Origin of the sequence: Rhizobium mulingense (genome assembly GCF_029194105.1) — a bacterium.
In the GTDB taxonomy this organism is placed as follows: domain Bacteria; phylum Pseudomonadota; class Alphaproteobacteria; order Rhizobiales; family Rhizobiaceae; genus Rhizobium; species Rhizobium mulingense.
On the sequence record NZ_JARFVE010000010.1, the window covers coordinates 177,270 to 199,949 of the forward strand.

The window sequence follows — 22,680 nt, forward strand, 5'->3', positions numbered from 1 at the left end:
AGGAAGCGGGCTCCGAAATCCGATCCCGGAGCCCGTTGGTTCGAATTCTATTCCGGTTGGAAGGATTCATCGAAAAAGCGGGCAACCTCGGAATAGGCCTGCATGCGGTTGGTTTCCATGAGAGCGAGGTGCGTCGCCTCCCCGATTTCCACCCATCGCCTGTAGGAGGCGCCGGTCAGCTGCTCGAAATAGGTCCGCGCCAGATCAAGCGGAACGTCGATGTCCCATTCGCCGTGCAACAGCAGCACCGGGGCGCAGATTTCGCTCGGCTGATAATAGGGATTTCCCGCTTTCCAGTAGGTGCGGATGTCCTGGATTGGCCCGTTGGTGGCTCGGAGTTTTCCTTGCTCCCTGTCAGCTTCCGAGGTCTCTTCTGAAAGCGTGAATTTTGCCCAAAGATCGAACCAGCCCTCGGGAACCAGACGTTCACGCGCGTATTCGGGTGCCGTGCTCAACCAACGCGCCAAGGCGGCATGAACTGGAACAAGCCGATAGGAACCCAGGGGGCCGCCTTGGTCGATCGGGATGGGAATGTCGCTAAGCCATTGCGGCGCGAGCAGCGCGAGCTTGACAACCTTGTCGCCGTTGCGCGCAGCATATGCGCCCGCCACGGTACCACCCCATGACATTGCGAAGACGTTGACGGCGTTGAGACCACGAAGTCGGAGGACGAAATCGACCGCCGTAGCGAAGTCCGCAACACCAGTGTCGGTGGCGACAAGCGGCGGGTTAAGATCGGGCTCCGCCTGCATTTCCGGCGGGCGGGTCGACTTTCCATAGCCCCGGACATCAACCGCAAAGACATCGAAGCCTTGATATGCAAGGAAGTCAATGAAGGAGATCCCGTTGAATGGAACATCGTAAAGACTTCCGGATGAGAAGGTCGCCCCGTGCACCATCACGATTGTTTTCTCCGCGAGAAAGGCTTTGTGATCTCTCCTTCGCTTATTGCGGAGATAGAGCTTGATGCCGTCGGTTCCGCTGTCGACGTAATGCTCGTCGAATACGATCTCGCCTGCGTCAAAAGCTGAAGATGCGAGTTTGTTCTCAGACATAGGACCACCTGAATTTTTCGCCGTCGCGGGTCACATAACCAGCAGACGAGCCGGGGAAATGCGTGGAGAAGTAAATGGCGCGATTATCGGCTGCGAACTCGAGGACACGCCGTCTGGACTGGGCAGCCTGATCCAGGAATTCGCAGAACACCGTGTTGAGGTCGGGACGCTCCACCTGGATCGGATGGTGCATAACATCGCCGGCAAAAATCGCCGCTTCATTGTCCGATTCCAGAAGAACGGACATATGGCCGATGCTGTGGCCAGGTGTCGGCAAGAAGGTGAATCGATCCAGGAAAGGACCGCCTGCGCTGTCGATGAAATCAGCAAGCCCTGCCTCGATCACGGGTCGCACGCTGTCTTCATAGACGCCGGAACTGGGAATGTTGACGTCGTTGTGGCTTGCCGTTGACGAGTAATATTCCTGCTCGGCGCGGGGGAAGATGTAGCGCGCATTTTTGAAAGTGGGGATCCATCTTCCGTCCTCAAGCACGGTATTCCAGCCGGAATGATCGACGTGGAGATGGGTATTTATGACGAAATCGACGTCTTCCGGCCCGACTCCGGCCTGGCGCAGCCTGTCGAGAAACGGGATGGTCTGATGGTGGAAGCTGGGATTACGTGGTCTTTCCTTGTCGTTGCCCGAGCCGGTATCGATGAGGATGATGTGGTCGGGCGTCCTTACGAGCCAAGTGTGTATACTCACCACAAGGGCATCGCGGCCCTCTTCCATATCGACGGCGGAAAGCCGCGGCTCGATCGCCCTGAGTTCCTCAGAAGCGGCAGCCGGATAGAGAAACGAGGGCGGGACGTTGTGCAGATACTGCTCCTGCACCTTCCTCACCGTCACGCCGGCAATACGATACTCCTTTCCAAGATCGCTCATGGAATTTCCTTTCAAGTTGAACTGGAACCGGGGACAGCGCTGTCTGATGCCTATGGACAATAGGGAGATTTCGTGCAACGATCAAATCGATGAATGAAATTGTCTCCATCGATCATTTCAATTTGTGGTCTTTTGACTTGAACCTGCTCGTCGCGTTCGATGCGCTGATGAAGGAGCGGAGCGTAACGAAAGCTGCTGTTCGTCTGAAAATCCAGCAGCCTGCCATGAGCCACAATCTCGGAACTCTTCGCACACTGCTTCAGGATGAACTGTTCGTGCGTGTCGGCCAGGTCATGCAGCCGACCCATCGCGCGCTGCGTTTCGCCGAGGCGGTGGAGCAGATACTCAGCCGTACGCAGCAGGCGATCGTAACGCCTGCTGCCTTTGAGCCCGGCCAGGCCGAGCAGATTTTCCGTATCGGCTTTTCCAGCGAGCTTGAGGTGCTGCTCGTGCCGCGTCTCGCCGCTATGTTGAACGAGGCGGCGCCTGGCATCAGAGTGCTCGCCCGTGCGGTCAATCCCGAGATGGTCCACAAGCTTCTGGACGACAACGTCATCGATCTCGGCGTCGGCTGCTACGATGACGGCAACAACAGGCATCGGCGCAGCCTGCTGTTCGAGCAATCACTGATGTGCTGCTACAATCCGAAGCTTCTCGATCTTCCCCAAACATTGGACCGCGACAGCTATGTCGGGCTGAAGCATGCACTGGTTTCACAGAAGGATGCCATCGAAGGCTGCATTGATGATGCGTTGAAGCGGATCAACGTGCGGCTCGACGTGTCGGTGGCAGCGCCGGAATTCCTGACTGTGCTGACTGCTGTCCTGGAAGCGCCCTTGATCGCGACGCTGCCGACCAGAATTGTGAAGCGGTATGCCGGCCTGTTTGGCTTGGCAGTCGCCGACGTTCCCCTCGATTTAACGGTAAGCCCAATATCGATGGTCTGGTCGGCGGCAAGCGACAATGATCCCGCCAATCGATGGATGCGATCTCAGGTGACGCAGCTTGTTTCGCCTATAGCTGAATTCGCTCGCAACATAGCTTGACCGCGCCAAGGCCGCCTGCCCCGCCTACATTTTCGAGATCACCTCGTCCTCGCCGTCGCGATCGGCGGCGAGTTGGGCTGCCTGGGCCATGATCGCCGGAATGATGCCGGACACGTCATCGACGATGAGCGGCTGCACCCGGTGGGCGGTGTGCAGGAAACCTTCTTCGGTCATATGGCGCAGCAGTTCCATCATCGGATCCCAGAAACCGTTGATGTTGGCAAAGACCATCGGCTTCTCGTGACGGCCGAGCTGCGCCCAGGTCATGATCTCGACGATCTCCTCCAGCGTGCCGATGCCGCCGGGCAGCGCGACGAAGGCATCGGAGCGCTCGAACATCGTATGTTTGCGCGCATGCATGTCAGGGGTTACAATGAGTTCGTTGAGCTGACCGAGCGAATGGCGAGTCGCTTCCATATCGATCAGGAACTCCGGGATGATGCCCGTGACCTGACCGCCGCCTGAAAGCACCCCGCTTGCAACCGCGCCCATGATGCCTTTGGTACCCCCGCCATAGACGAGGCGCAGGCCGTATTCGGCGATCTCTCTTCCGAGAGCGCGCCCGGCCGCCATGTGGGAAGGATCGCGTCCGGGCCTTGAGCCACAGTAAACGCAGATGGATCGAATCGATACAGATTGTTCGGTCATGGAGGCGAAACAACTATTTCATTTCAATGCAGTCAAGAAAATTGACTGAAAAGCACCGAGCCTAGCTTGCCTAATTGCTTTGAATGCTTGTGAAAAGCAACGGGAATCGCTAGCAATTTTGGATACTACGGCAAATTGCCGTCTTGGGAGACATAATGATGAAGAACCGTGCCGGCTTGCTGGCCCTTGCAGTGCTCGTATCCGCAATCCTACTGATGGTGCTCTTTGTCATGCCGCGCATCAGCGGCGATGCAAGCAAGGTCGGCGACGCCATCAATCAGGCTAGCACGGACCTCAAGAACACGGTTAATGAAGCGGCAAAGACATCACGCTCCCCGGCTGCGGTAGCTGATCAGCTGGGCCGTCTTACGGCCGATGCCGGCGTGGCGCTCGGCGAGCTCAAGGCGCTGTTTGCCGACGGCAAAGGCCCGGCCGTCGAAGTCTTCACCGCCGCCAAGACTAAGACGATCAATGCGCTCACCGCACTTGCCGGCTTCACCATTCCCGAGGGCGTCGATCCCGCAACTCAAGCCGCTGCCACGAAGGCCAAGGAAGGTGGCGCCAAGGCGCTCGCCATCGTGCAGTCGCTGCCTGAAAACATCACCGATGCGCTTGCCGCAATCGCCAGGGCCGAGGCTGCGCTGACCGGCGCGCCCGAGCCCGCCGCTGCGGCGGCGAATGCCGGCCCGAAACTTCCCGCCTTCGACGTCCTGCGCGTCGAGCCTGACGGTTCGACCGTCATCGCCGGTTCCGCCGAGCCGAACGGCAAGCTCGAAGTGCTCGACGGTGAAAAGGTGGTGACGACTGCCGATGTCGGTCCGAGCGGCGATTTCGCCGCCGTCCTCGACAATCCGCTTCCGGCGGGCGACCACCAGCTCGTGCTGAAGGTGACAGACAAGGATGGTAATACCACGCTTTCCGAAGAGGTCGCGACCGTTTCGGTGCCAAAGGACGGCAATGGCGCCAATCTGCTCGCCATGGTCTCCAAGCCGGGCACCGCAAGCCGCATCATCACGGCGCCGACGGGCGGAACCGAAGTCGCCGACGCCTCCAATCCGGCGCTGCCTGCGGACAAGCCGGCAGCGGGCGATGCTCCTGCCGGAACCGCTGCCCCGACCGGTGAGCTGGCGTTGCAGACGCCGGGCTTGCCCGATGCCTCCGCAGGCGGCGCGGACACAGCCGCGGCCGTTCCCGGCGCGGCACAAGCCGACAAGGCCACGGCGCCTGATGTGATGGTCAACGCCGTCGAGATCGAGGGCAACAAGATCTTCATCGCCGGCACGGCGCGCGCCAACGCCAAGGTCCTCGGTTATGCCGACGACAACCTCGTCGGCCAGGACACGGCCGGTGCCGACGGACATTTCATTATCGACGGCGTGATGGCCCTCTCGGTCGGCGACCATAAGATCCGCGTCGACGTCGTCGATCCCACGGGCAAGGTGATTGTTCGCGCCGCGGTGAACTTCAATCGCCCGACGGGCGACCAGGTGAGGGTTGCCGCTCAAGTCGGCCCCGCCGATCGAAATGGCGCTTCCTCGATGGTGCCGCTCGACGAAGGCGAACTCGGCAAGCTCAAGGCCGAAGCGGGCAAGGCGTTCGGCCTACTGAAGGGACTGTTTGCCGATGGCAAGCTGCCTAGCGCCGAACAGCTTGCGGCGGCGCGCTCGGCGACGGAATTCGCGCTGCGCTCACTCGTCGACTTCCGCCCGGCCGCCGATGCCTCCGACCCCCTCAAGCAAGCCTCCGGCGCTGCCTCTGAGACTGCTTCCAATGCGTTGAAAATCCTGCAGGTGCTGCCTCAGGACGCGAAGTCGGTCGGCGCCGCGCTCGACCGGCTCGGCGCGCTGATCGCCGAACTCACCGCAGCACCAGCGCCGGCCGCACCCGCATCCACGGCACCGGCTGCCAACGAGGCTGCCGGCAACCAGCCGAAGACGATCGAACAGGCGCCGCTGACAGCCGACAACGCCGCGGTCATCATTCGCCGCGGCGACACGCTGTGGCAGATCTCGCGCCGGACCTATGGCCTCGGCGTGCGCTACACGACGATCTACATCGCCAACGAGGACAAGATCATCGATCCCGACCGCATCCGCCCTGGCCAGATTTTCGGCCTGCCGAAGGATGCCTTGCCGAATGCCGAGGAACTGCACCGCAAACGTCTTTCCAACCGGCATCTCTAAACATGGCAGAACAACATGATCGGGCCGGGCGGGATAACCGCCCGGCCTAATGCATGTCCCCCGGAAGTGTGCAGCGGTTCCGGGACAACGACATGCATAAAAACAAAGGGCTCAAGCGCGTCGCATGAATCAAATTGATGCGACGCGCTTTAGCTTTTCCTGAACCCCGCATTTGTTGTATTCATCCGCCCGGCACCCTATCTGGCGGTGATTGGGAAGCGCTCGAGCACGTCCCGTTCGCACTTTGCCGGCATAGACAGACACGACCGCGGCAATCCCGACCGGGCTGGAGACACGCATGGCAAACGGCAAGACTGTCTCGGAATCCCACCTGCTGCGCACGCTTCTCAACCTCTGGCCCTATATGTGGCCGGCCGGCCGGCCCGACCTTAGGATGCGCGTCGTCTGGGCCTCGGTCTATCTGCTGATCTCCAAATTCGTCCTCCTGCTCGTCCCCTATTTCTTCAAATGGTCGACCGATGCACTAAACGGTAGGATGGATCTGGCCGGCACGGTGCCGCCGCTGCTTGCCGGCGCCATCGCGCTTGTCATCGCCTATAACGTCACCCGGCTGATCCAGCTTGGCCTCAACCAGCTGCGCGACGCGCTGTTTGCCAGCGTCGGGCAGCATGCGGTGCGCCAGCTCGCCTACAGGACCTTCGTGCACATGCACGAGCTGTCTCTACGCTTTCATTTGGAACGCAAGACCGGCGGTCTCTCGCGCATCATCGAGCGCGGCACCAAGGGCATCGAGACGATCGTGCGCTTCACGATCCTCAATTCGGTCCCGACCGTCATCGAATTCCTGCTGACGGCCGCGATCTTCTGGTGGGGTTACGGATTTTCCTATCTCGCCGTCACCGCCTTTACGGTCTGGGCCTATATCTGGTTCACGATCCGTGCATCCGATTGGCGCATTGCCATCCGCCGGTCGATGAACGACAGCGATACCGAGGCCAACACCAAGGCGATCGACTCTCTCCTCAACTTCGAGACCGTCAAATATTTCGGCAACGAGGAGATGGAAGCCAAGCGCTTCGATAAATCGATGGAACGCTACGAGAAGGCGGCGACCGATGTCTGGACCTCGCTCGGCTGGCTGAACTTCGGCCAGGGCGTTATTTTCGGCATCGGCACGACGATCATGCTGGTGCTGTCGGCGCTGGCCGTCCAGCGCGGCGAGCAGACGGTCGGCGATTTCGTCTTCGTCAATTCGATGCTGCTGCAGCTTTCCGCGCCGCTCAACTTCATCGGCTTCGTCTACCGCGAAATCCGCCAGGGGCTGACCGATATCGAGCAGATGTTCGATCTCCTGGAGGTGAAGGCCGAGGTCAACGACGCGCCCGATGCGACAGAACTTAGGATCGGCCAGGGCGCCATTTCCTTCAAGGATGTGCACTTCGCCTACGACCCGGCCCGTCCGATCCTCAAGGGGATTTCCTTCGAAGTGCCGGCCGGCAAGACGGTCGCCGTCGTCGGTCCGTCGGGTGCGGGCAAATCGACGCTGTCGCGGCTGCTCTATCGTTTCTACGATATCCAGAGCGGCACGATCACGGTCGACGGTCAGGATATCCGCACGGTGACGCAGAAGAGCCTGCGCTCTCTTATCGGCATGGTGCCTCAGGATACCGTGCTCTTCAACGACACCGTTGCCTACAACATCCGCTACGGCCGCACGTCGGCCAGCGACGGCGAGGTCTTTGCCGCGGCCGAGGTGGCGCAGATCGCCCATTTCATCGAGACGCTGCCCGAGGGATTCGAAACCAAGGTCGGCGAGCGCGGGCTCAAGCTTTCGGGCGGCGAGAAGCAGCGGGTGGCGATCGCCCGCACCATCCTGAAAGCGCCGCCGATCCTGATCCTCGACGAAGCGACATCAGCGCTCGACACGACGACGGAGCGGGAGATCCAGACGGCGCTCGACGTGGTTTCGAAGAACCGGACGACGCTGGTCATCGCCCACCGGCTGTCCACCGTCATCAGCGCCGACGAGATCATTGTGCTGAAAAGCGGCGAGATCGCCGAGCGCGGAACGCATGCCGCCTTGCTTGATAAAAACGGTCTCTATGCCTCGATGTGGAACCGCCAGCGCGAGGCCACACAGGCCGAGGAGCACTTGAAACAGGTGCGGGAAAGCGACGATATGGGCGTGATAACGCGGCTTGCGCCGGCGAACTGATTGGGGAACCAGACGCCGGTACTGGCTTTTGTTGTTCAGAACCCCGGCCGGCGAACCGGGGCCGAGGCCGCAGCATTGCCCCGGAGGCGGATTTTCGCTAACCAGCAAAAAACGACAACGCAAGGAGACCGGCAGCCATGAGCCTGTTCAACACGGTTCGCAACACGATCGTCCCCGTGCACAAGGAGGGTTATCCCTTCGTGGCCGCCTTCTTCGTCGCCTCGCTGATCCTCGGATGGATCTTCAAGCCGCTCTTCTGGATCGGCATGATCTTCACACTGTGGTGCGCCTATTTCTTCCGCGATCCCGAGCGCGTGACCCCGCAGGACGACGATCTGGTGATTTCTCCCGCCGACGGCAGGGTCTCGGCCATCCAGATGGTGACCCCGCCGGCCGAGCTCGACCTCGGCTCCGAGCCGATGCTGCGCATCTCGGTGTTCATGAACGTCTTCAATTGCCATGTGAACCGCGCGCCGGTGCGCGGGCGCATCGTCAGCATCAACTACCGCTCCGGCAGCTTCGTTAACGCCGAGCTCGACAAGGCCAGCGAAGACAATGAGCGCAACGGCCTGGTGATCGAAACCCGCCACGGCCAGATCGGCGTCGTCCAGATCGCCGGCCTGGTGGCGCGGCGTATCCTCTGCTGGGTAAACCCCAACGAGCCAGTGGATGCCGGCGAGCGCTTCGGGCTGATCCGTTTCGGCTCCAGGCTGGACGTCTTCCTGCCCGCCGGTGCGGCGCCACGTGTCTCGCTCGGCCAGACGGCGATCGCCGGAGAAACCGTCATTGCCGAATTCGCCTCGGCAAAGGGTCCCGTCATCAGCCGCCGCAGCTAGATTGGAACACGATATGGAAACGCCTTTTCCGCCTTTCGAGCCCAATGGTCCGGATGATTCCGCCCGTGGCCCGCGTCTGCGCGAAATCCCGCTCCGTCTCGTCTTTCCGAACCTCATCACCATTCTGGCGATCTGCGCCGGGCTGACCGGCATCCGGCTGGCTTTCGAGAATCGCTACGAGCTCGCCGTCTCCATGGTGCTCGTCGCCGCTTTCCTCGACGGGATCGACGGACGAGTGGCGCGTCTGATGAAGGCGACCTCGAAGTTCGGCGCACAGATGGATTCGCTTGCCGACATCGTCAATTTCGGCGTCGCACCCGCCCTCGTCGTCTATGTCTTCGCGCTCGACCAGGCCCGCTCGCTCGGCTGGATCGCGGCGCTGATCTATGCGATCGCCGCCGGACTGCGCCTTGCCCGTTTCAACGTCATGGCCGAACGCGAGAACAAGGCGAGCTGGCAGTCGGAATATTTCGTCGGCGTGCCGGCGCCGGCCGGCGCCATGCTCGTGCTGCTGCCGGTCTATCTCGGCTTCCTTGGGATCGCGACCGACCGCTCCTTCGCCTTCGCCTCGTCGATCTACACCGTGTTCATCGCCTTCCTATTGATCAGCCGGCTGCCGGTCTGGTCGGGCAAATCGGAGGGCAACCGGCTGCGGCGCGATCTCGTGCTGCCGATGATGCTCGGCGTCGTACTCTATGTGGCTCTGCTAATGAGCTACACCTGGGAGGTGATGGTGTTTACCGTTGCCGCCTACCTCGTATCGCTTCCCTTCGGCGCGCGGAAATGGCGGCGGAAATATGGGACGCTGACGATCGAGGAGCCCGGCATCGGTGACGACGATATCGGTCGTCACATCTGACCTTCCAGCATTTCCTGGTCTCTCTCCCCTGGAAATGCGCCTCCCCTTATTCTCGCACATTCCCGGAAAACGTGCGCTTCTTCCGGGGAAGCCATGAGCTTTCCCCGGGGAAAACGGCTGCGCATTTCTTTTGGAACCGCTTCCTTCAGTAAGTATTAACCAACGTAGGCTTCAGTTAAGCCTCGTTATGGTGGGCGTTCACAATTCCTGATAAGCGACGCCGCCGATTTGTCGCAATTTTCTGGCGAAACTGCAAAAATAAAATATTCAGGGAAGAACCACGTAAAGGAGAGTATCCGTGACTTCGAAGAAGAGCAGTACCGGCGAACAGCAGACGGCCAAGCCGGACCTCGCCGCCAACTATCGCCCCGTCGGCCTGAAGGCCGTTGCCGCGGCATCGCTGATGGCAAAGAACAAGCCGGATGGCGTCAAGAAATCCGCTTGAAGCGCCGAGCTTCGAACTGCCCGTCACCTGCGCTTCACCTTCCAGTTTCCGGCATGCCGTTGCCCCAAGACTGCGGCATGCTCCTAAGACGTCGTGATCTTTCGCAGTCTTCTTGCGCTACAGGTCTTTGTTCTCACGCATGTCGTCGCGGCAAAACCGCTGGACAGTTTTGCGCGACATGCACCTGAAATCGCTGTGACCCAAATAGGCCGCCGCGCCAGAAGCGTCCGACAGCGTTTCAGAAGAAGCTGAGCTGGCCGTTGTCCGGCCTTTGCTTCTCGGGTGACTTGAGCGGCCGTTCGATGACGACCGGCTCCTGCAGATCAGGCCCCATATTGGCAACCTTGTTGACCTTGTCGGAGACCGGTACGGCCTCGAAGAAATCGGCCTGAACGGGCTGCGTCAGATCGGCCACCTCACGCGGTTCATGCGTTCTGCAATCGAGCCAGCGGGAGAAGTCCTCCGGCTTGATGACGACAGGCATGCGATCATGGATCGCCGAGATGCCCGCATTGGCCGACGTCGTCAGGATCGCGCCGGTATCGACCTCCGAGCCATCGGCCGAGGACCAGGTTTCCATCAGTCCGGCAAAGGCGACGATCCCGCCGTTGCGCGGCCTGATCCAATAGGCCTGCGGCTTGCCGCCGCTTTCCTTCGGCGGACGATGCCATTCATAAAAACCCGAGGCCGGAATGAGCACGCGGCGGTGACGCATCGCCGCCCGAAACGAGGCTTTGCCGATCGCGGTCTCAGCGCGCGCATTGATCAGCAACGGAAATTCCTTCGGGTCCTTGACCCAGGCCGGGGTAAAACCCCAGCGCACCAGCACCGCGCGCCGGTCGGCAAGGTTGCTGCCTCGCTCCCTGCCCTCACCTGCTGTGACGACGAGGATCGGCTGCGTCGGGGCTATGTTGTAGCGCGCCGGAAAATCGTCGAGGTCTACACCGGAGAGGAAATTGCGCAGGTCTGCGCTGGAACTTGTCAGGGCGAAACGTCCACACATCGGCCTGTCTTTGCACCCGGTCCGAGTCCGGTCAAGGCACACTGAGCGTGCCGCGCAAGACTGTACAGGGGTTTAGGACAAGAACATGCCGCGACCATGCTTCAGCTCCTCGGCCCAAAAAGAATGACGCTCGCCCCGGCAAGGCAGATCAATCCGCCGCCGATATCATAACGATCGGGCACGCGGCCCTCGACCAGCCACAGCCAGAAGAGCGACGCGAGAATATAGATGCCGCCATAGGCTGCGAACGCTCGGCCGGCGGCTTCGCTCGGCACCAGCGTCAGAAGCCAGGCGAAAAGCGCGAGTGAGATCATGCCCGGCGCCAGCCACCAGACGGGCTTTTCAAGCTTCAGCCACGCCCAGAAGGCGAAGCAGCCGGCAAATCTCGAAAACGGCGGCAAAGGCGTAGATGATATAGGTCACGCAAAGCCCTTTCGAAAATCTGGAAGCTTTGTTGCATACATGTCGCCATCTCGGGAACCGCTGCGCCGCCTTTCGGGCCTTGTCTTCTGAGACGGGCCACACGAAAATTGCGGGAAGCCAGGCAGCGGCGGCATGCAACAATCGCTCCATGCGATAGAATCGATCGTCACAACGAGAGTAGTCTTATGATTTCCACCGCCAAAGCCGCCTCCTCCGCCATTCTCGAACGCGACGGGCGATTCCTGCTAGTGTTGCGACGCAACCCGCCTTCCGCCGACATGTATTCCTTTCCAGGTGGGCGCGCTGAGCCGGGCGAAACGCCGGAGCAGACGGCGCTGCGGGAATTCCGCGAGGAAACCGGCATCTCGGCACATAATCCGCGGCTGTTTTCGACCTATGACCTGAAGACGCATGGGCCGGACGGCAGCATCAAGAGCCATTTCTTCCTGTCGGTCTTTCGCGTCGAGGCCGACCGGGACGTGGTGGCGGAAGCCGCCGACGATGCAGCGGCGCTGGGCTGGTACACGGTGGATGAGATTCGGCGACTGCCCGTGCCGCAGAGCGTGCTCGAATGCGCAGAGCGGCTGGCATAGGATGATTATCGGCCAACCGGCCGATAATCATCCTGTTCTGAATTAAGTTTAGAGCATGATGTCATCCAAAAACGGCTGACACTTTTCGGCACGATGCTCTGGCGGGCGGCGAATAGAAGTGGAAACTTTCAAGCGCGCCTTGTTGCCGTCATGCTCAACGTATCAACTGGGAGCATGATTCCCGTTCGACGCGTTGTCCTGTCTCTCCTCGTGCTCGCCGGCCCCACCATGGCTCAGGGCAAGAACACGCCGCCTCCACAGGAGGCGGAGATTGCGCCGCCGGCCGCGATCGTACCCTATGACAACAAGCTGGCGCGGCTCGCTGAAGTGCTGGGTTCGGTGCATTATCTGAGAACCCTCTGCAAGGCGGCGGGCGGTGATGAGTGGCGAAAGGGCATGCAGCAGTTGCTCGATTCGGAGGCCGGCAACGAACCGCCACGCAAGGAAAGGCTCACGGCAGCCTTCAATCGCGGCTATCGCGCCTTCGCGTCGGTCTATACGGATTGCACCCCGGCAGCCATCGTGGCAGAAGAGCGCTACCGTAACGAAGGTGCAACACTTGCCACAGAAATTACCTCGCGCTTTGGAAATTGACGTTTAATTAACCTGTTTTCGCATGCGGACGTGTCGTTTTGGGAAAAGGCTGTTAGTGTTGTTAACGGTGCAGTAAGAGATGAGAAGTTCTGAGGAAAAGACAATGGAAGCAAGCCTCAACGAGATCGACGACATGATCGTCCACGAAAAGATGCAGGCGGCTCTGGAGTACCAGAACGAGGCTTGGGCCGACGGCATGGCCGACGGGATCGAGCCTGAGATCATTGCTGATGCCGCCATCGCGCATGCACTGCGCGAGACCATTAGATTGCATGGGGAAAGCAGCGCCGAAGCTCTGCTCGATTCGCTGCGCGACCGTATGCTTGCCGGCGAATTCTCCGCCAACCGCACCCTGCAATAATTATTATCAGAGAGTTCGATGCGCATCGGTAAAGAGAAAGTTTCGCGAATTCCGCTCGCGCCGGTGATGCTTGCATTCAGCCTTACCGCCGGCAGTCTCGCCCTTGCGCCCTCGGCCTATGCGCTTTCCGAACTGCACAAGATCCCCGGCCAGCCGAACGATCAGCCGGCACAGGGAAACGCCCAGGGGCAGAGCCAGCCGCAGGGCACCACCACCCCCGGCGTTCCCATGGGCGTTCCGCTGGTCAACAGCCAGACCAGCCAGGGTGTCGACAAGACGCCGGGCACGCAGGACAATTCCAAGCCCGTCGAGGTGATCTACGACATCAGCAAGGCGCCCGAGCCGGTGCGCAAGATGCGCCAGCAGATCGTCGAGGCGGCCGCCTCCGGCGATCTCGAACGGCTGCGGCCGCTGATGGGCGCCGGCGCAGAACAGACGCAGGTAACCGTCGGCGAGCCCACGGACGATCCGATCGGCACGCTGAAGGATCTCTCCGGCGATCCCGATGGGGATGAAATCCTCGCCATCATGCTCGACATCGTCTCGACCGGCTTCGTGCATGTCGGCCAGGGCACAGCCGAAGACATGTATGTCTGGCCCTATTTCGCCGAGAAAGACTTGAAGTCGCTGACGCCGCCGGAGCGCGTCGAATTGCTGCGCATTGTCACCGCCGGCGATCTCTCCGACATGCAGGAATTCGGCGGATATAATTTCTACCGCCTCGGCATTACGCCCGACGGCAAATGGAAATTCTTCACGGCAGGCGACTGACGCGCCGCGCAAGCCGCATGGCGCTTGCGATCCACCTTATGAAGTCATACCTCTGAGCGATGACCAACGCGACAGGTTCCGCCATGCCATTCGTATTCCTGAAAGACCGCTCATTGCTCTCCGTCGGCGGCGCGGACGTTCAATCCTTCCTGCAGAACCTGATCACCACCGATATCACCTCGCTTGCGCCCGACGAGGCGCGGCCTGGGGCGCTGCTGACGCCGCAGGGCAAAATCCTGTTCGACTTCATGATCTGGCAGGACGGCGACGGCTATACGATCGAAACGGATGCTGACCAGCGCGACGGGCTCATGAAGCGGCTGACAATGTACAGGCTGCGGGCCGCCGTCACGCTTGCGCCCATCGCCGAAGAAGGCATCAGCGTTTGCTGGGGCGAAGATGCCGATGGCAGCGGGGACGCCGAAGGTGTCCGGAACAGCCAGGACGTCCGCGACAGCCGGAGCGTCCGGGACAGCCGCTTCGCCAAGGCCGGCATCACGCTGACCCGCCGGCCGGGACGGCACGGTGACAGCGCTGAGGCGCTCTATGACGCGTTGCGCATCGCCCACGGCATTGCGATATCGGGATCGGACTTCGCGCTGCAGGATGCCTTTCCGCATGACGTGCTGATGGATCTGAACGGCGGCCTCTCCTTCAAAAAGGGCTGCTATGTCGGACAGGAAGTGGTTTCGCGCATGCAGCACCGCGGCACCGCGCGCCGTCGCGTCGTCACGCTATCCGCCGCAACGGCTCTGCCGGACACAGGCACCGCGATCACTGCTGCCGGCAAGCCAGTCGGCACACTCGGCTCCGTCGAGGGCGGCAGCGGACTTGCAATCGTGCGCATCGACCGCGCCGGCGCCGCGATGGCGGAAGGCACGCCCCTGCTGGCCGGCGAAATACCGGTTTCTCTCGCCCTGCCTCCATGGTCAGGCCTTGTCTTCCCCACCAGCGCCGACGAGGCCAGCGCGTGACGGCCAAAGCTCCGCGTGCCTGGCAACGCATGCTGTCCGGGCGCAGACTCGACCTGCTCGACCCCTCGCCGCTCGATGTCGAACTCGCCGACATCGCCCACGGGTTGGCGCGTGTCGCCCGCTGGAACGGCCAGACGTCGGGCGATTATGCTTTTTCTGTGGCGCAGCACAGTCTCGTCGTCGAAGATATTTTCCGCCGCTTCAACAATGCCCGGCCGGAGGAGTGCCTGATGGCGCTGCTGCATGACTCGCCGGAATATGTGATCGGAGACATGATCTCGCCGTTCAAATCGGTGGTCGGCGGCGGCTACAAGACTGTGGAAATGCGGCTGGAGGCGGCCATACACCTACGCTTCGGCCTGCCGCCGCATCCCACGCGCGAGCTCAAGGACCGGATCAAGAAGGCCGACGCGATTGCCGCCTATTTCGAGGCGACGGTGCTTGCCGGTTTCACGCCGGCCGAAGCGCAAAAATTCTTCGGCCAGCCGCGCGGCATCAGCAGGGAAATGTTGATGATCGAACCGCTTCCGGCAGTGGAAGCGCAGCGGTTGTTCTGCGAGCGCTTCGCGGCGATCGACGCCGAGCGGGAGATGGGATCGTGAGCTTCATCGTAGTCTCACCGCTGTCACGCATTGCCGAACTGGCGGTGCGCCACAAGGCGCGGGACATGATCAGTCTAATTGCCAAAGAACAGGCCTTTCACCGACCGGGCGTGATCGCGCCCGAGCGTCACCTGACGCTTGCAATGAACGACATCGCGTTCAAGAGCACCGGCGGTCTCGTGGCGCCCGATGAAACGCATGTGCAGGGGATTATCGAGTTTGCCGCATCGTGGCGGCAGGAGACGCCGCTGCTCATCCATTGCTGGATGGGTGTGTCGCGATCCCCGGCGGCCGCTCTTATCGCCGCATTGTCGCTCGCACCGGATCAGAGCGAGGAAGAGCTGGCCCTGCGGCTGCGCGCCGCCTCGCCCTTTGCGACGCCGAATACCCGGCTGATCGAGATCGGCGACGCCCTGCTTGGCCGCGGCGGCCGGCTGGTGGCCGCCGTCCGGGCCATCGGTCGTGGCGCCGATGCCGACGGCAATGCGCCCTTTTTGCTTGCAATCCGGGAGGCCGCTGGCGGTTGACGCTGCTGCGGCCTGCTCCATCTTGCCTTGGACCACGCAGAATACGCAGGGCCAAATCATGGAACAACAAGCAGCCGACGTCCTTCTTACCACCCGCACGGCGCTCAGCCAGGCAAGCGCGCTCGCAGTCCAGTATTCCTTTTCCATCCTCGGAGCGGTGATCCTGCTCCTCGTTGGCTGGACGCTGGCCGGCTTCGTCAGCCGCTGGGCCTATGAAGGACTGTCGCGCATCCATGGCATCGACGAGACATTGGCGCGCTTCTTCACCAATGTCATCCGCTACGCACTGCTGATCCTGGTGTTCATCACCGTGCTCGGCCAATTCGGCGTCCAGACCGCCTCGATCATCGCCGCCCTCGGCGCAGCAGGCTTGGCGATCGGGCTGGCGCTGCAAGGGACACTGCAGAATATTGCGGCCGGCATCATGCTGTTGATTCTCAGACCGTTCCGCGTCGGCGAATATATCGAGACCAGCAGCGTGGCCGGCACGGTGCGCGAGATCGGGCTGTTTGCGACAGAACTGAGGACCGGCGACGGGCTCTATCGGCTGGCGCCGAATTCGACGCTCTGGAACACACCGATTACCAACTTCAGCCGCGAACCTACGCGGCAGAACGACCTGAAGGTCAGCATTTCTCGTGAGGATGATCTTGATTTGGCGATGGAGACGTTGATGGGCATTGCCAAAGGGAATTCCAGGGTGCTGCCGTCACCGGCACCCAGCGTTTTCATCGACAGCCTCGGTGACAGCACGATATCGGTAACGCTGCGCTACTGGGCAAAGACCGGCGACTGGTGGCAGGTCAGCCGTGACATGGTGAAGCGGGTAAAACTTGCCTTCGACGAAAAGGACGATCCGGCCGCGTTGCGGGACGACTCAAATTCCCCGCCGGGAAAGAGGTCGAACGGAACCGCGACGACCGAAAAGCCGACGCGGCAGTGAGACACTGTTGCCCGGGGCGGTCGTCGGCCTATTGAATGACGCCGCAGGCAAGTCTCTCCCCGGCGTCACCGGAAGTCTGGCTGCGATAATCGTCGGAATTGGCGTGCACCATCAACGCGCGGCCTCGGATGCCGTCCTTCTTGCCGTCAAGCGTGACCATGCCGTCGAATATCTGGGCTCTCAACACGCCGTCCTGTCCGACATATTGATTGGGCATATCGCCGGCATGGGGTCCCTTGGCCGCAAGAATCCCGTGCTCGGCCGAGCCAGGGTTGAAATGGCCGCCAGCTGATTCGTAATGGGTTGCCGCGTCGCAGCGGCCGGTCTCGTGTACATGAAAGGCCACCCATTTATTGGCCGGCAGCCCCGGTATCTCCACTTCGATCAAGACGCCGCCATTGGCGGCGGCGGTTAGCTGGGCGCGGCCGGTTTCCTTGCCGTCCTTGCCGACGAAATTGGCAACCGCCGTCTGCTTGTCCTGAGCGCCTGCCGGCACGGCAATCGCAAGCAGGCTCGCGGCGGCGATGATGCGCATGGCTTTCATGGAGATCTCCTTCCCTCCGGTTGTCCTTCTGAACGTGTCAGACCGGAAGGTGTTCCTCTACGGACCATCCAACGAAAAAGCCGGCCAACGGGCCGGCTTGCAGATCACCTGGCTCTAGACGCCGTCAGGCGACGGCGTCAAAATCGAACTGGCCGTAGGTGTTGCGGTAAAGATCGTCGGATTGATCGCCGGTCGTCGGCGCAGTCTGCTGCAATGGATAGGGAACGGCGATGCTGCTCGTCGTGGCGGTGTCGCGCGTGTCCATCATCAGCGCAATCAGGTTGCCGGAAAATTTCGGCTGCGTGTCGCTGGCCGTGTCGTCTTCCAGCAGTTGTTTGATGATACCGGGCTTCTCATCGGCGGCACGTTCGCTGCGGCTGAGTACGCCGTCACCATTTGAATCGAGCCGCGAAAGCGTCGCAAGATATGCGTATGAAGTATCTGAAACGGATGTGGTGCGGGTCATACAAACCTCCATTCACCGCCTTTTGCCGGTGGTGTTTGTACGCAATACGAGAATGGGAAATCACTGTTGACTCGCTGGTTAAACTGATTTGCGCATTGCGTCAACAAGTTGTTAACTCCTCGTTAACGATGATTGACAGGTATTAACGGATCGCCCGCAAGCGGAGGTTTTGTGCGCAACAACCGAGCAGCCTTCCCGGTATTTCAGGAATTTTTCATATATAAAACAATTGTTTCTCCCAGCGAGACTTCTCCTGAGGTCAGCGCCGAACTCCTCATGATTGCGACTCGCTTGGCAAGCCGCTACAAAACCGCTCCGTGTTCTGCAACTGTTCGTAGGCGCGCCGCTTTCCGGAAGCCGCATTGCTTTCGGCCGGTGCGCTATGGACGATTTCCCCAACAACAGGTGCGCAATGTTCAAGGCCGAAGCCTTCTCCCCTCATGTGACGCTCGCAGCCTCGCTGATTGCGCATGCGGCCGAAGGCGACGACGGCTCACACGATCTCGCCCATATCCTGCGCGTCTTCAGAAACGCAATGCGCATCCACGCGGGCGAAGGCGGAGATGGACGCATCCTCGCCGCTGCGGTGCTGCTGCACGACTGCGTCGCGGTCGAGAAGAATTCCCCCTTGCGGGCCAAAGCATCGGCGCTGGCGGCGGAAAAAGCCTCAGTGATCCTGGCCGAACTCGGCTGGAGCGCGGCGGATATCGGCGCCGTGGCGCATGCCATCACCGCTCACAGTTTCTCAGCCGGGGTGACGCCACGGACGATCGAGGCGAAGATCCTGCAGGATGCCGACCGGCTGGACGCGATCGGCATGGTCGGCGTCGCACGCTGTTTCTATATCGGCGGGCGAATGGGATCCGGGCTCTATGATCCGTTCGACCCGGCGGCAACGAACCGTCCTCTCGACGACAAGCGTTATGCCATTGACCATTTCCAGACGAAGCTGTTCAAACTGGCGGAAGGTTTCCAGACGGAGACCGGCCGCCGGCTGGCAGCTGCGCGTGACCAAAGTCTGCGTGATTTTCTCTCGGCATTCATGGACGAAATTTAGGAGAACGGCATGCGTGTCAGCGACCTCTTCATCTACCCGCTCAAGAGCGCTCGCGCCATTGCGCTGCCCGCCGCCGATATTGACGCCTATGGGCTTCCCGGTGACCGGCGGGCGATGATCACCGACCCGCAGGGCCACTTCATCACTCAGCGCGAACTGCCGGACCTCGCGCGCATCGAAATACGGCCGGAGGCCGACGCCTTCCGGCTGCTGATGCAGGGCAAGCCTGAGATATCGGTGCCGCCACCCCAGCCTGAAATCCGCATGGATGTTAGGGTGTGGAAATCGACTGTCAGCGCCGCCGTCGCCGATGCAGCGAGCAATCACCAGCTGTCCGAATGGCTCGGCCGGGAAGTGCGACTGGTGTTTTTCGACGGACAGGCACAGCGGACGGCGAATGCCGAATGGGCCGGCGAAGGCACGCCGGTGAGCTTTACCGACGGCTACCAGATCCTGGTGACGACGACCGGTTCGCTGCAGGCGCTGAACGCCGATCTTGCCGCCCATGGCGAAGGCAGCGTCGGCATGGAGCGCTTCCGACCGAACGTCGTCATCGACACCGACGCAGCCTGGCCGGAGGATCGCTGGGCGGCGATCGAGATCGCCGGCATCCGCTTCGATCTCGTCAAACCCTGCTCGCGCTGCATCATGACGACGCAGGACCAGCTGACCGGGTCACGCGAGGTGGCAAATCCGATGCCGGCCATGGGCCGCATCCGCATGTCGGCCGACCGCCGCGTACCCGGCCCGCTGTTCGGCTGGAACGTCACGCCGCGCGGCAGCGGCAGGATCACGATCGGCGACACTGTCAAGGTCATCGAGGAAAGGCCGGAGGGTTGGGCCTTGAAGGTTCGTGGGCGAGGATAGGTCGAATATGGGAAGGCTAGTTGAACGGCGCCTTTCTTCCGAAACGCAGCAACGTTCTCCCTCATTCCTATGCCTGTCACAGGAATGAGGTGGCGTGGGTTGCGCCCGCCTCTTATCCGCGAGCGAGTGCAGCATCGATCTCCGCCATGACACCGGCCGGCAGCGGTCCCTTCTCCAGCGCGCCGGCATTTTCCTCCACCTGGGCGACGGTGCGGAAGCCCGGAATGGGAAAGGTGCGCGGCGACCTTGCCCAGAGCCAGGCGAGCGCGCCCTGTGTCAGCGTGCGGCCGCCTGATTTGAGAAGGTCGCGGACGGCATCAAGCCTTGCGGCAAATTCCGGGGCCATGCGCCCGTCCTTGAAGTAAACCATCCATTCGAGCGCTGCGCCGCGGACATCCTTGGCGCCGACGGCCTTGTCGGCAGTGAACTTGCCGGTCAACAGTCCCATGGCCAGGGGACCGCGATTGATGGAGATCAGGCCTTTCTGCTCGACCACCGCGATCATCTCCGGCACCGGCTCGAAGACATTCATCGTATGCTGGATCGAGACAAAGCCCTTGCGCCCGGCGTGGCGGGCGGCGCGATCGGGATGATCGGTGCTCCAGCCGAAGGCATCGATCTTGCCTTCGGCACGCAGCGCCTCCAGCGTATCGAAGACGACATCGGATTGTTCCAGCGGAAAATCGTTGATGTGGAATTGCAGCAGATCGAGGCGGTCGCGCTTGAGACGGCGCAGCGATGTCTCGACGGAGCGGCGGATGAAACCCTCATCGGCAAAGGCGCCGATTGCCTGCTTCGTTTCCGGATCGGTGGCAAAGCCGAATTTGGTGGCGACGATGATGTCGTCACGATTGCCGATCGCCCGGCCGAGCACTTCCTCGGAATGGCCGGCGCCGTAATTCGAGGCGGTGTCGAAGAAGCGGATGCCGAGCTCGACGGCGCGATGAATTGCTTCCACCGATTCGTCGTCATCGACCTCACCCCAGCCGAGCGGCGTGTCGCCGGCGAAGAAAGGGCCGCCGATCGCCCAGCAGCCCATGCCGAGTCGCGGAATTTTGCGGCCGTTCCAAAGCGTGATCGTCGTCGGTGATGCGGTCTTGGTCAGCATGGGTTACCTCCGTGGTTGGCAGCCCTTCAAGACATAGGAAGAGCTCCCAGGCGGGTAAACCGCCAAATCCGGAGGATGTTTTGCAACAGTAAAAAACGAGGTCAGGCGGAGACGTCGTTTGGACCGGAAAGCGTCCGCAAGGCTGGATTGAGCGCCTTGAGTGCGGCCTGGACGAAGCCATCACGCGCTGCCGCAGCCTCCATGCCGCGTGGCTCGTAGACATGGCGATGTAGGAAGAATCCCGTCAGATGGAACGCGGCTGCCAGGCTGTCGAAGTCCGCCGCGTGATTGCCTTCGGCGCCGAGAAAGGGTGGCAGGACCAGCATCTTGTCCGCCCACGGCGCGCCGGCGCTGCGGCTGACGGCGCGGCCGGATTTCGGCGAGACATAGGCGAGATCGGAACGGGCGCCGGTCGCCGCGCATTCGGCAAGATCGAGACCGAAGCCGAGATCGTTGAGTACCGCGAGTTCGAAACGCACGAAGAGTTCGCCGGCATCGGCCGGATTGTGCAGATGATCGAGAATGACCTCCAGCGCGTCGAAAAGGTGCGGATGCGGGTCGCGCTCCGGCAGCAGCCGCAGCAGCGCACCCATCGCCTGGACGCCGTAGACGGCGGTCGCCGTTTCCATGAGACGCGCGGCGCGCAGCATCACCGGCTCGACGCGGAACTCACCGAGATGCTCATCCAACCGTGCGCGCCACATGACCTCCACGGCATTACCCGGCTGCAGCACCGGCTGCATGGCGCGAGAGCGGCCGGAACGCACCAGGCCGAGATGGCGGCCGCGATCACGCGTCATCACCTCGGCGATGACGCTCGTCTCACCGTGGCGCTTGACACCCAGAATGATCGCGTGGTCCTGCCACTGCATCGAAAGAAATCCCTGCGGCTGACGATTCCATCCTACCGTATAATTCTCGCCATCGGAATCGAATTAGAGAATTATGCAGTAATTCAAAGCGTTACAGCGTGTTCTCGGCGTCCGGCCGGGTCAAGCCGCGGCCGGAAGGAGCCTCTGCAGGAATTCGCGCATCGCCTTCTCGTCGAATGGCTTCACCAGAAGCGGTATATGCTGCAGGTCGGGCGGGAAATCGCGTATATCGGAATAGCCGCTGACGAAGCCGAAGGGGATGCCGACATCGAGAAGATGGCGGGCAAATCCGAAACTCGTGCCCTCTCCGAGATTAATGTCGAGAAGGGCGAAATCATAGCTTTCCGCAGCAATCGCCGCCCTCGCCTGTTCCAGGCTGCCGACGATATCGATGCCGTCGACGCCAGCCAGGCGCAGAATATCCTCTGCCTCCATGGCGATGATCAGACTGTCCTCAAGAACCAGAACACGGTTTGCGCTCATGATTCCACGCCCCTCGTCGGGCGCCTGTCGCAGCGCCCCGGCCGTTCCGCCAACATCATTGCCCTCCGGTGCCCCGCATGGCACGCTATCGGTGAATTCCGCCACCACTTCTGAATAAACCATTTTTCTGTCCGGCCAATAAGAATCAAATCGGAGGAAAGACGAGGACCGACCTTATTTTGCGAAATGCTGATGCGCATTTAAAAAAGACATAGACAGGCCGGCTGTGCGTTGCCGCACGCCCATGCCGCATCTGTCCGATAGCCTTGGAGCGCACCGCAACCTTCAGCTCACACCTCGCGCTTCACGTCTTTTTTTCGCATGTGTCCGTATCGCAAGACGGGCCCACTTTTGCACG

General features: G+C 61.3%; 25 protein-coding genes and 1 pseudogene. 16 read left to right on the top strand and 10 right to left on the bottom strand.

Annotated elements, in window-relative coordinates:
- Positions 1–47: 47 nt before the first annotated feature.
- Together PYR71_RS22060 and PYR71_RS22065 are read right to left on the bottom strand one after the other, a co-directional pair.
- Positions 48–1,055 carry an alpha/beta hydrolase gene (locus PYR71_RS22060; RefSeq protein ID WP_275620825.1) on the bottom strand — a complete coding sequence of 336 codons (1,008 nt, stop codon included), beginning with the start codon at positions 1,053–1,055 and terminating at the stop codon, positions 48–50.
- On the bottom strand, positions 1,048–1,941 hold the full coding sequence (locus tag PYR71_RS22065; protein WP_275620826.1) for an MBL fold metallo-hydrolase: 894 nt from the start codon (positions 1,939–1,941) through the stop codon (positions 1,048–1,050). The genes PYR71_RS22060 and PYR71_RS22065 overlap by 8 nt, the downstream gene beginning before the upstream one ends.
- Before the next feature lie 89 nt (positions 1,942–2,030).
- Here PYR71_RS22065 and PYR71_RS22070 point away from each other — a divergent pair, with 89 nt between their 5' ends.
- Positions 2,031–2,987 (top strand): LysR family transcriptional regulator, encoded by a 957-nt coding sequence (locus PYR71_RS22070; RefSeq protein ID WP_097580279.1) that lies wholly within the window; start codon positions 2,031–2,033, stop codon positions 2,985–2,987.
- Between the two features lie 24 nt (positions 2,988–3,011).
- Here the strand turns inward: PYR71_RS22070 and PYR71_RS22075 are convergent, their stop codons facing one another.
- Positions 3,012–3,635 (bottom strand): LOG family protein, encoded by a 624-nt coding sequence (locus tag PYR71_RS22075; RefSeq protein WP_126906535.1) that lies wholly within the window; start codon positions 3,633–3,635, stop codon positions 3,012–3,014.
- A gap of 155 nt (positions 3,636–3,790) precedes the next feature.
- Here PYR71_RS22075 and PYR71_RS22080 point away from each other — a divergent pair, with 155 nt between their 5' ends.
- The 5 genes from PYR71_RS22080 to PYR71_RS22100 all read left to right on the top strand — a co-directional run bounded on the left by PYR71_RS22080 (position 3,791) and on the right by PYR71_RS22100 (position 10,134).
- Positions 3,791–5,818 (top strand): LysM peptidoglycan-binding domain-containing protein, encoded by a 2,028-nt coding sequence (locus tag PYR71_RS22080; RefSeq protein WP_275620827.1) that lies wholly within the window; start codon positions 3,791–3,793, stop codon positions 5,816–5,818.
- A 298-nt stretch (positions 5,819–6,116) separates the two neighbouring features.
- On the top strand, positions 6,117–7,994 hold the full coding sequence (locus PYR71_RS22085) for an ABCB family ABC transporter ATP-binding protein/permease (RefSeq protein ID WP_275620828.1): 1,878 nt from the start codon (positions 6,117–6,119) through the stop codon (positions 7,992–7,994).
- Positions 7,995–8,131: 137 nt separating this feature from the next.
- Positions 8,132–8,830 (top strand): phosphatidylserine decarboxylase, encoded by a 699-nt coding sequence (locus PYR71_RS22090; protein WP_183915117.1) that lies wholly within the window; start codon positions 8,132–8,134, stop codon positions 8,828–8,830.
- 13 nt (positions 8,831–8,843) lie between these two features.
- Positions 8,844–9,689 (top strand): CDP-diacylglycerol--serine O-phosphatidyltransferase, encoded by an 846-nt coding sequence (gene pssA / locus PYR71_RS22095; protein ID WP_275620829.1) that lies wholly within the window; start codon positions 8,844–8,846, stop codon positions 9,687–9,689.
- A gap of 298 nt (positions 9,690–9,987) precedes the next feature.
- Entirely contained in the window at positions 9,988–10,134 is a 147-nt protein-coding gene (locus PYR71_RS22100) for a hypothetical protein (protein ID WP_183915121.1), read from the top strand.
- A gap of 238 nt (positions 10,135–10,372) precedes the next feature.
- Here the strand turns inward: PYR71_RS22100 and PYR71_RS22105 are convergent, their stop codons facing one another.
- Together PYR71_RS22105 and PYR71_RS22110 are read right to left on the bottom strand one after the other, a co-directional pair.
- Positions 10,373–11,137 carry an SOS response-associated peptidase gene (locus PYR71_RS22105; protein ID WP_275620830.1) on the bottom strand — a complete coding sequence of 255 codons (765 nt, stop codon included), beginning with the start codon at positions 11,135–11,137 and terminating at the stop codon, positions 10,373–10,375.
- A 101-nt stretch (positions 11,138–11,238) separates the two neighbouring features.
- Positions 11,239–11,560: pseudogene (locus PYR71_RS22110) on the bottom strand (YnfA family protein).
- Between the two features lie 185 nt (positions 11,561–11,745).
- Between PYR71_RS22110 and PYR71_RS22115 the strand changes: the two are divergent.
- The 8 genes from PYR71_RS22115 to PYR71_RS22150 all read left to right on the top strand — a co-directional run bounded on the left by PYR71_RS22115 (position 11,746) and on the right by PYR71_RS22150 (position 16,925).
- The gene (locus PYR71_RS22115) at positions 11,746–12,153 is read left to right on the top strand and encodes an NUDIX hydrolase (protein ID WP_275620831.1); all 408 of its coding nucleotides are present in this window, start codon (positions 11,746–11,748) and stop codon (positions 12,151–12,153) included.
- A 150-nt stretch (positions 12,154–12,303) separates the two neighbouring features.
- Positions 12,304–12,747, top strand: a complete 444-nt coding sequence (locus tag PYR71_RS22120; RefSeq protein WP_275620832.1) for a TIGR02301 family protein — start codon at positions 12,304–12,306, stop codon at positions 12,745–12,747.
- A gap of 103 nt (positions 12,748–12,850) precedes the next feature.
- Positions 12,851–13,108: a hypothetical protein gene (locus tag PYR71_RS22125; protein WP_004675135.1), complete on the top strand. Its 258-nt coding sequence runs from the start codon at positions 12,851–12,853 to the stop codon at positions 13,106–13,108.
- Between the two features lie 18 nt (positions 13,109–13,126).
- Positions 13,127–13,879, top strand: coding sequence for a hypothetical protein (locus PYR71_RS22130; protein ID WP_275620833.1), 753 nt, complete (start codon positions 13,127–13,129; stop codon positions 13,877–13,879).
- Between the two features lie 83 nt (positions 13,880–13,962).
- Complete coding sequence (ygfZ, locus tag PYR71_RS22135) at positions 13,963–14,853, top strand: CAF17-like 4Fe-4S cluster assembly/insertion protein YgfZ (RefSeq protein ID WP_275620834.1); 891 nt, start codon at positions 13,963–13,965, stop codon at positions 14,851–14,853.
- A 29-nt stretch (positions 14,854–14,882) separates the two neighbouring features.
- Complete coding sequence (locus tag PYR71_RS22140; protein ID WP_275620855.1) at positions 14,883–15,455, top strand: HD family hydrolase; 573 nt, start codon at positions 14,883–14,885, stop codon at positions 15,453–15,455.
- A complete protein-coding gene (locus tag PYR71_RS22145; protein WP_275620835.1) occupies positions 15,452–15,982 on the top strand; it encodes a tyrosine phosphatase family protein in 531 nt (176 codons plus the stop codon). Before PYR71_RS22140 ends, PYR71_RS22145 begins: the two co-directional genes overlap by 4 nt.
- A 58-nt stretch (positions 15,983–16,040) precedes the next feature.
- Positions 16,041–16,925, top strand: a complete 885-nt coding sequence (locus tag PYR71_RS22150) for a mechanosensitive ion channel family protein (protein ID WP_275620836.1) — start codon at positions 16,041–16,043, stop codon at positions 16,923–16,925.
- Positions 16,926–16,953: 28 nt separating this feature from the next.
- Here PYR71_RS22150 and PYR71_RS22155 read toward each other — a convergent pair whose 3' ends face one another.
- Positions 16,954–17,469 carry a superoxide dismutase family protein gene (locus PYR71_RS22155; RefSeq protein WP_275620837.1) on the bottom strand — a complete coding sequence of 172 codons (516 nt, stop codon included), beginning with the start codon at positions 17,467–17,469 and terminating at the stop codon, positions 16,954–16,956.
- 124 nt (positions 17,470–17,593) lie between these two features.
- Positions 17,594–17,935 carry a hypothetical protein gene (locus PYR71_RS22160; protein ID WP_275620838.1) on the bottom strand — a complete coding sequence of 114 codons (342 nt, stop codon included), beginning with the start codon at positions 17,933–17,935 and terminating at the stop codon, positions 17,594–17,596.
- Positions 17,936–18,347: 412 nt separating this feature from the next.
- On the opposite strand from PYR71_RS22160, the gene PYR71_RS22165 reads away from it, so the two are divergent.
- Positions 18,348–18,992, top strand: coding sequence for an HD domain-containing protein (locus PYR71_RS22165; protein WP_275620839.1), 645 nt, complete (start codon positions 18,348–18,350; stop codon positions 18,990–18,992).
- A 9-nt stretch (positions 18,993–19,001) separates the two neighbouring features.
- Positions 19,002–19,859 carry an MOSC domain-containing protein gene (locus PYR71_RS22170; RefSeq protein WP_275620840.1) on the top strand — a complete coding sequence of 286 codons (858 nt, stop codon included), beginning with the start codon at positions 19,002–19,004 and terminating at the stop codon, positions 19,857–19,859.
- Between the two features lie 112 nt (positions 19,860–19,971).
- Here PYR71_RS22170 and PYR71_RS22175 read toward each other — a convergent pair whose 3' ends face one another.
- From PYR71_RS22175 to PYR71_RS22185, 3 genes are all read right to left on the bottom strand, one after another.
- On the bottom strand, positions 19,972–20,967 hold the full coding sequence (locus tag PYR71_RS22175; RefSeq protein ID WP_275620841.1) for an aldo/keto reductase: 996 nt from the start codon (positions 20,965–20,967) through the stop codon (positions 19,972–19,974).
- 101 nt (positions 20,968–21,068) lie between these two features.
- Positions 21,069–21,839, bottom strand: coding sequence for a DNA repair protein RecO (gene recO / locus PYR71_RS22180; protein ID WP_275620842.1), 771 nt, complete (start codon positions 21,837–21,839; stop codon positions 21,069–21,071).
- Between the two features lie 120 nt (positions 21,840–21,959).
- Positions 21,960–22,445, bottom strand: coding sequence for a response regulator (locus PYR71_RS22185; RefSeq protein WP_183915151.1), 486 nt, complete (start codon positions 22,443–22,445; stop codon positions 21,960–21,962).
- Positions 22,446–22,680: the final 235 nt, after the last annotated feature.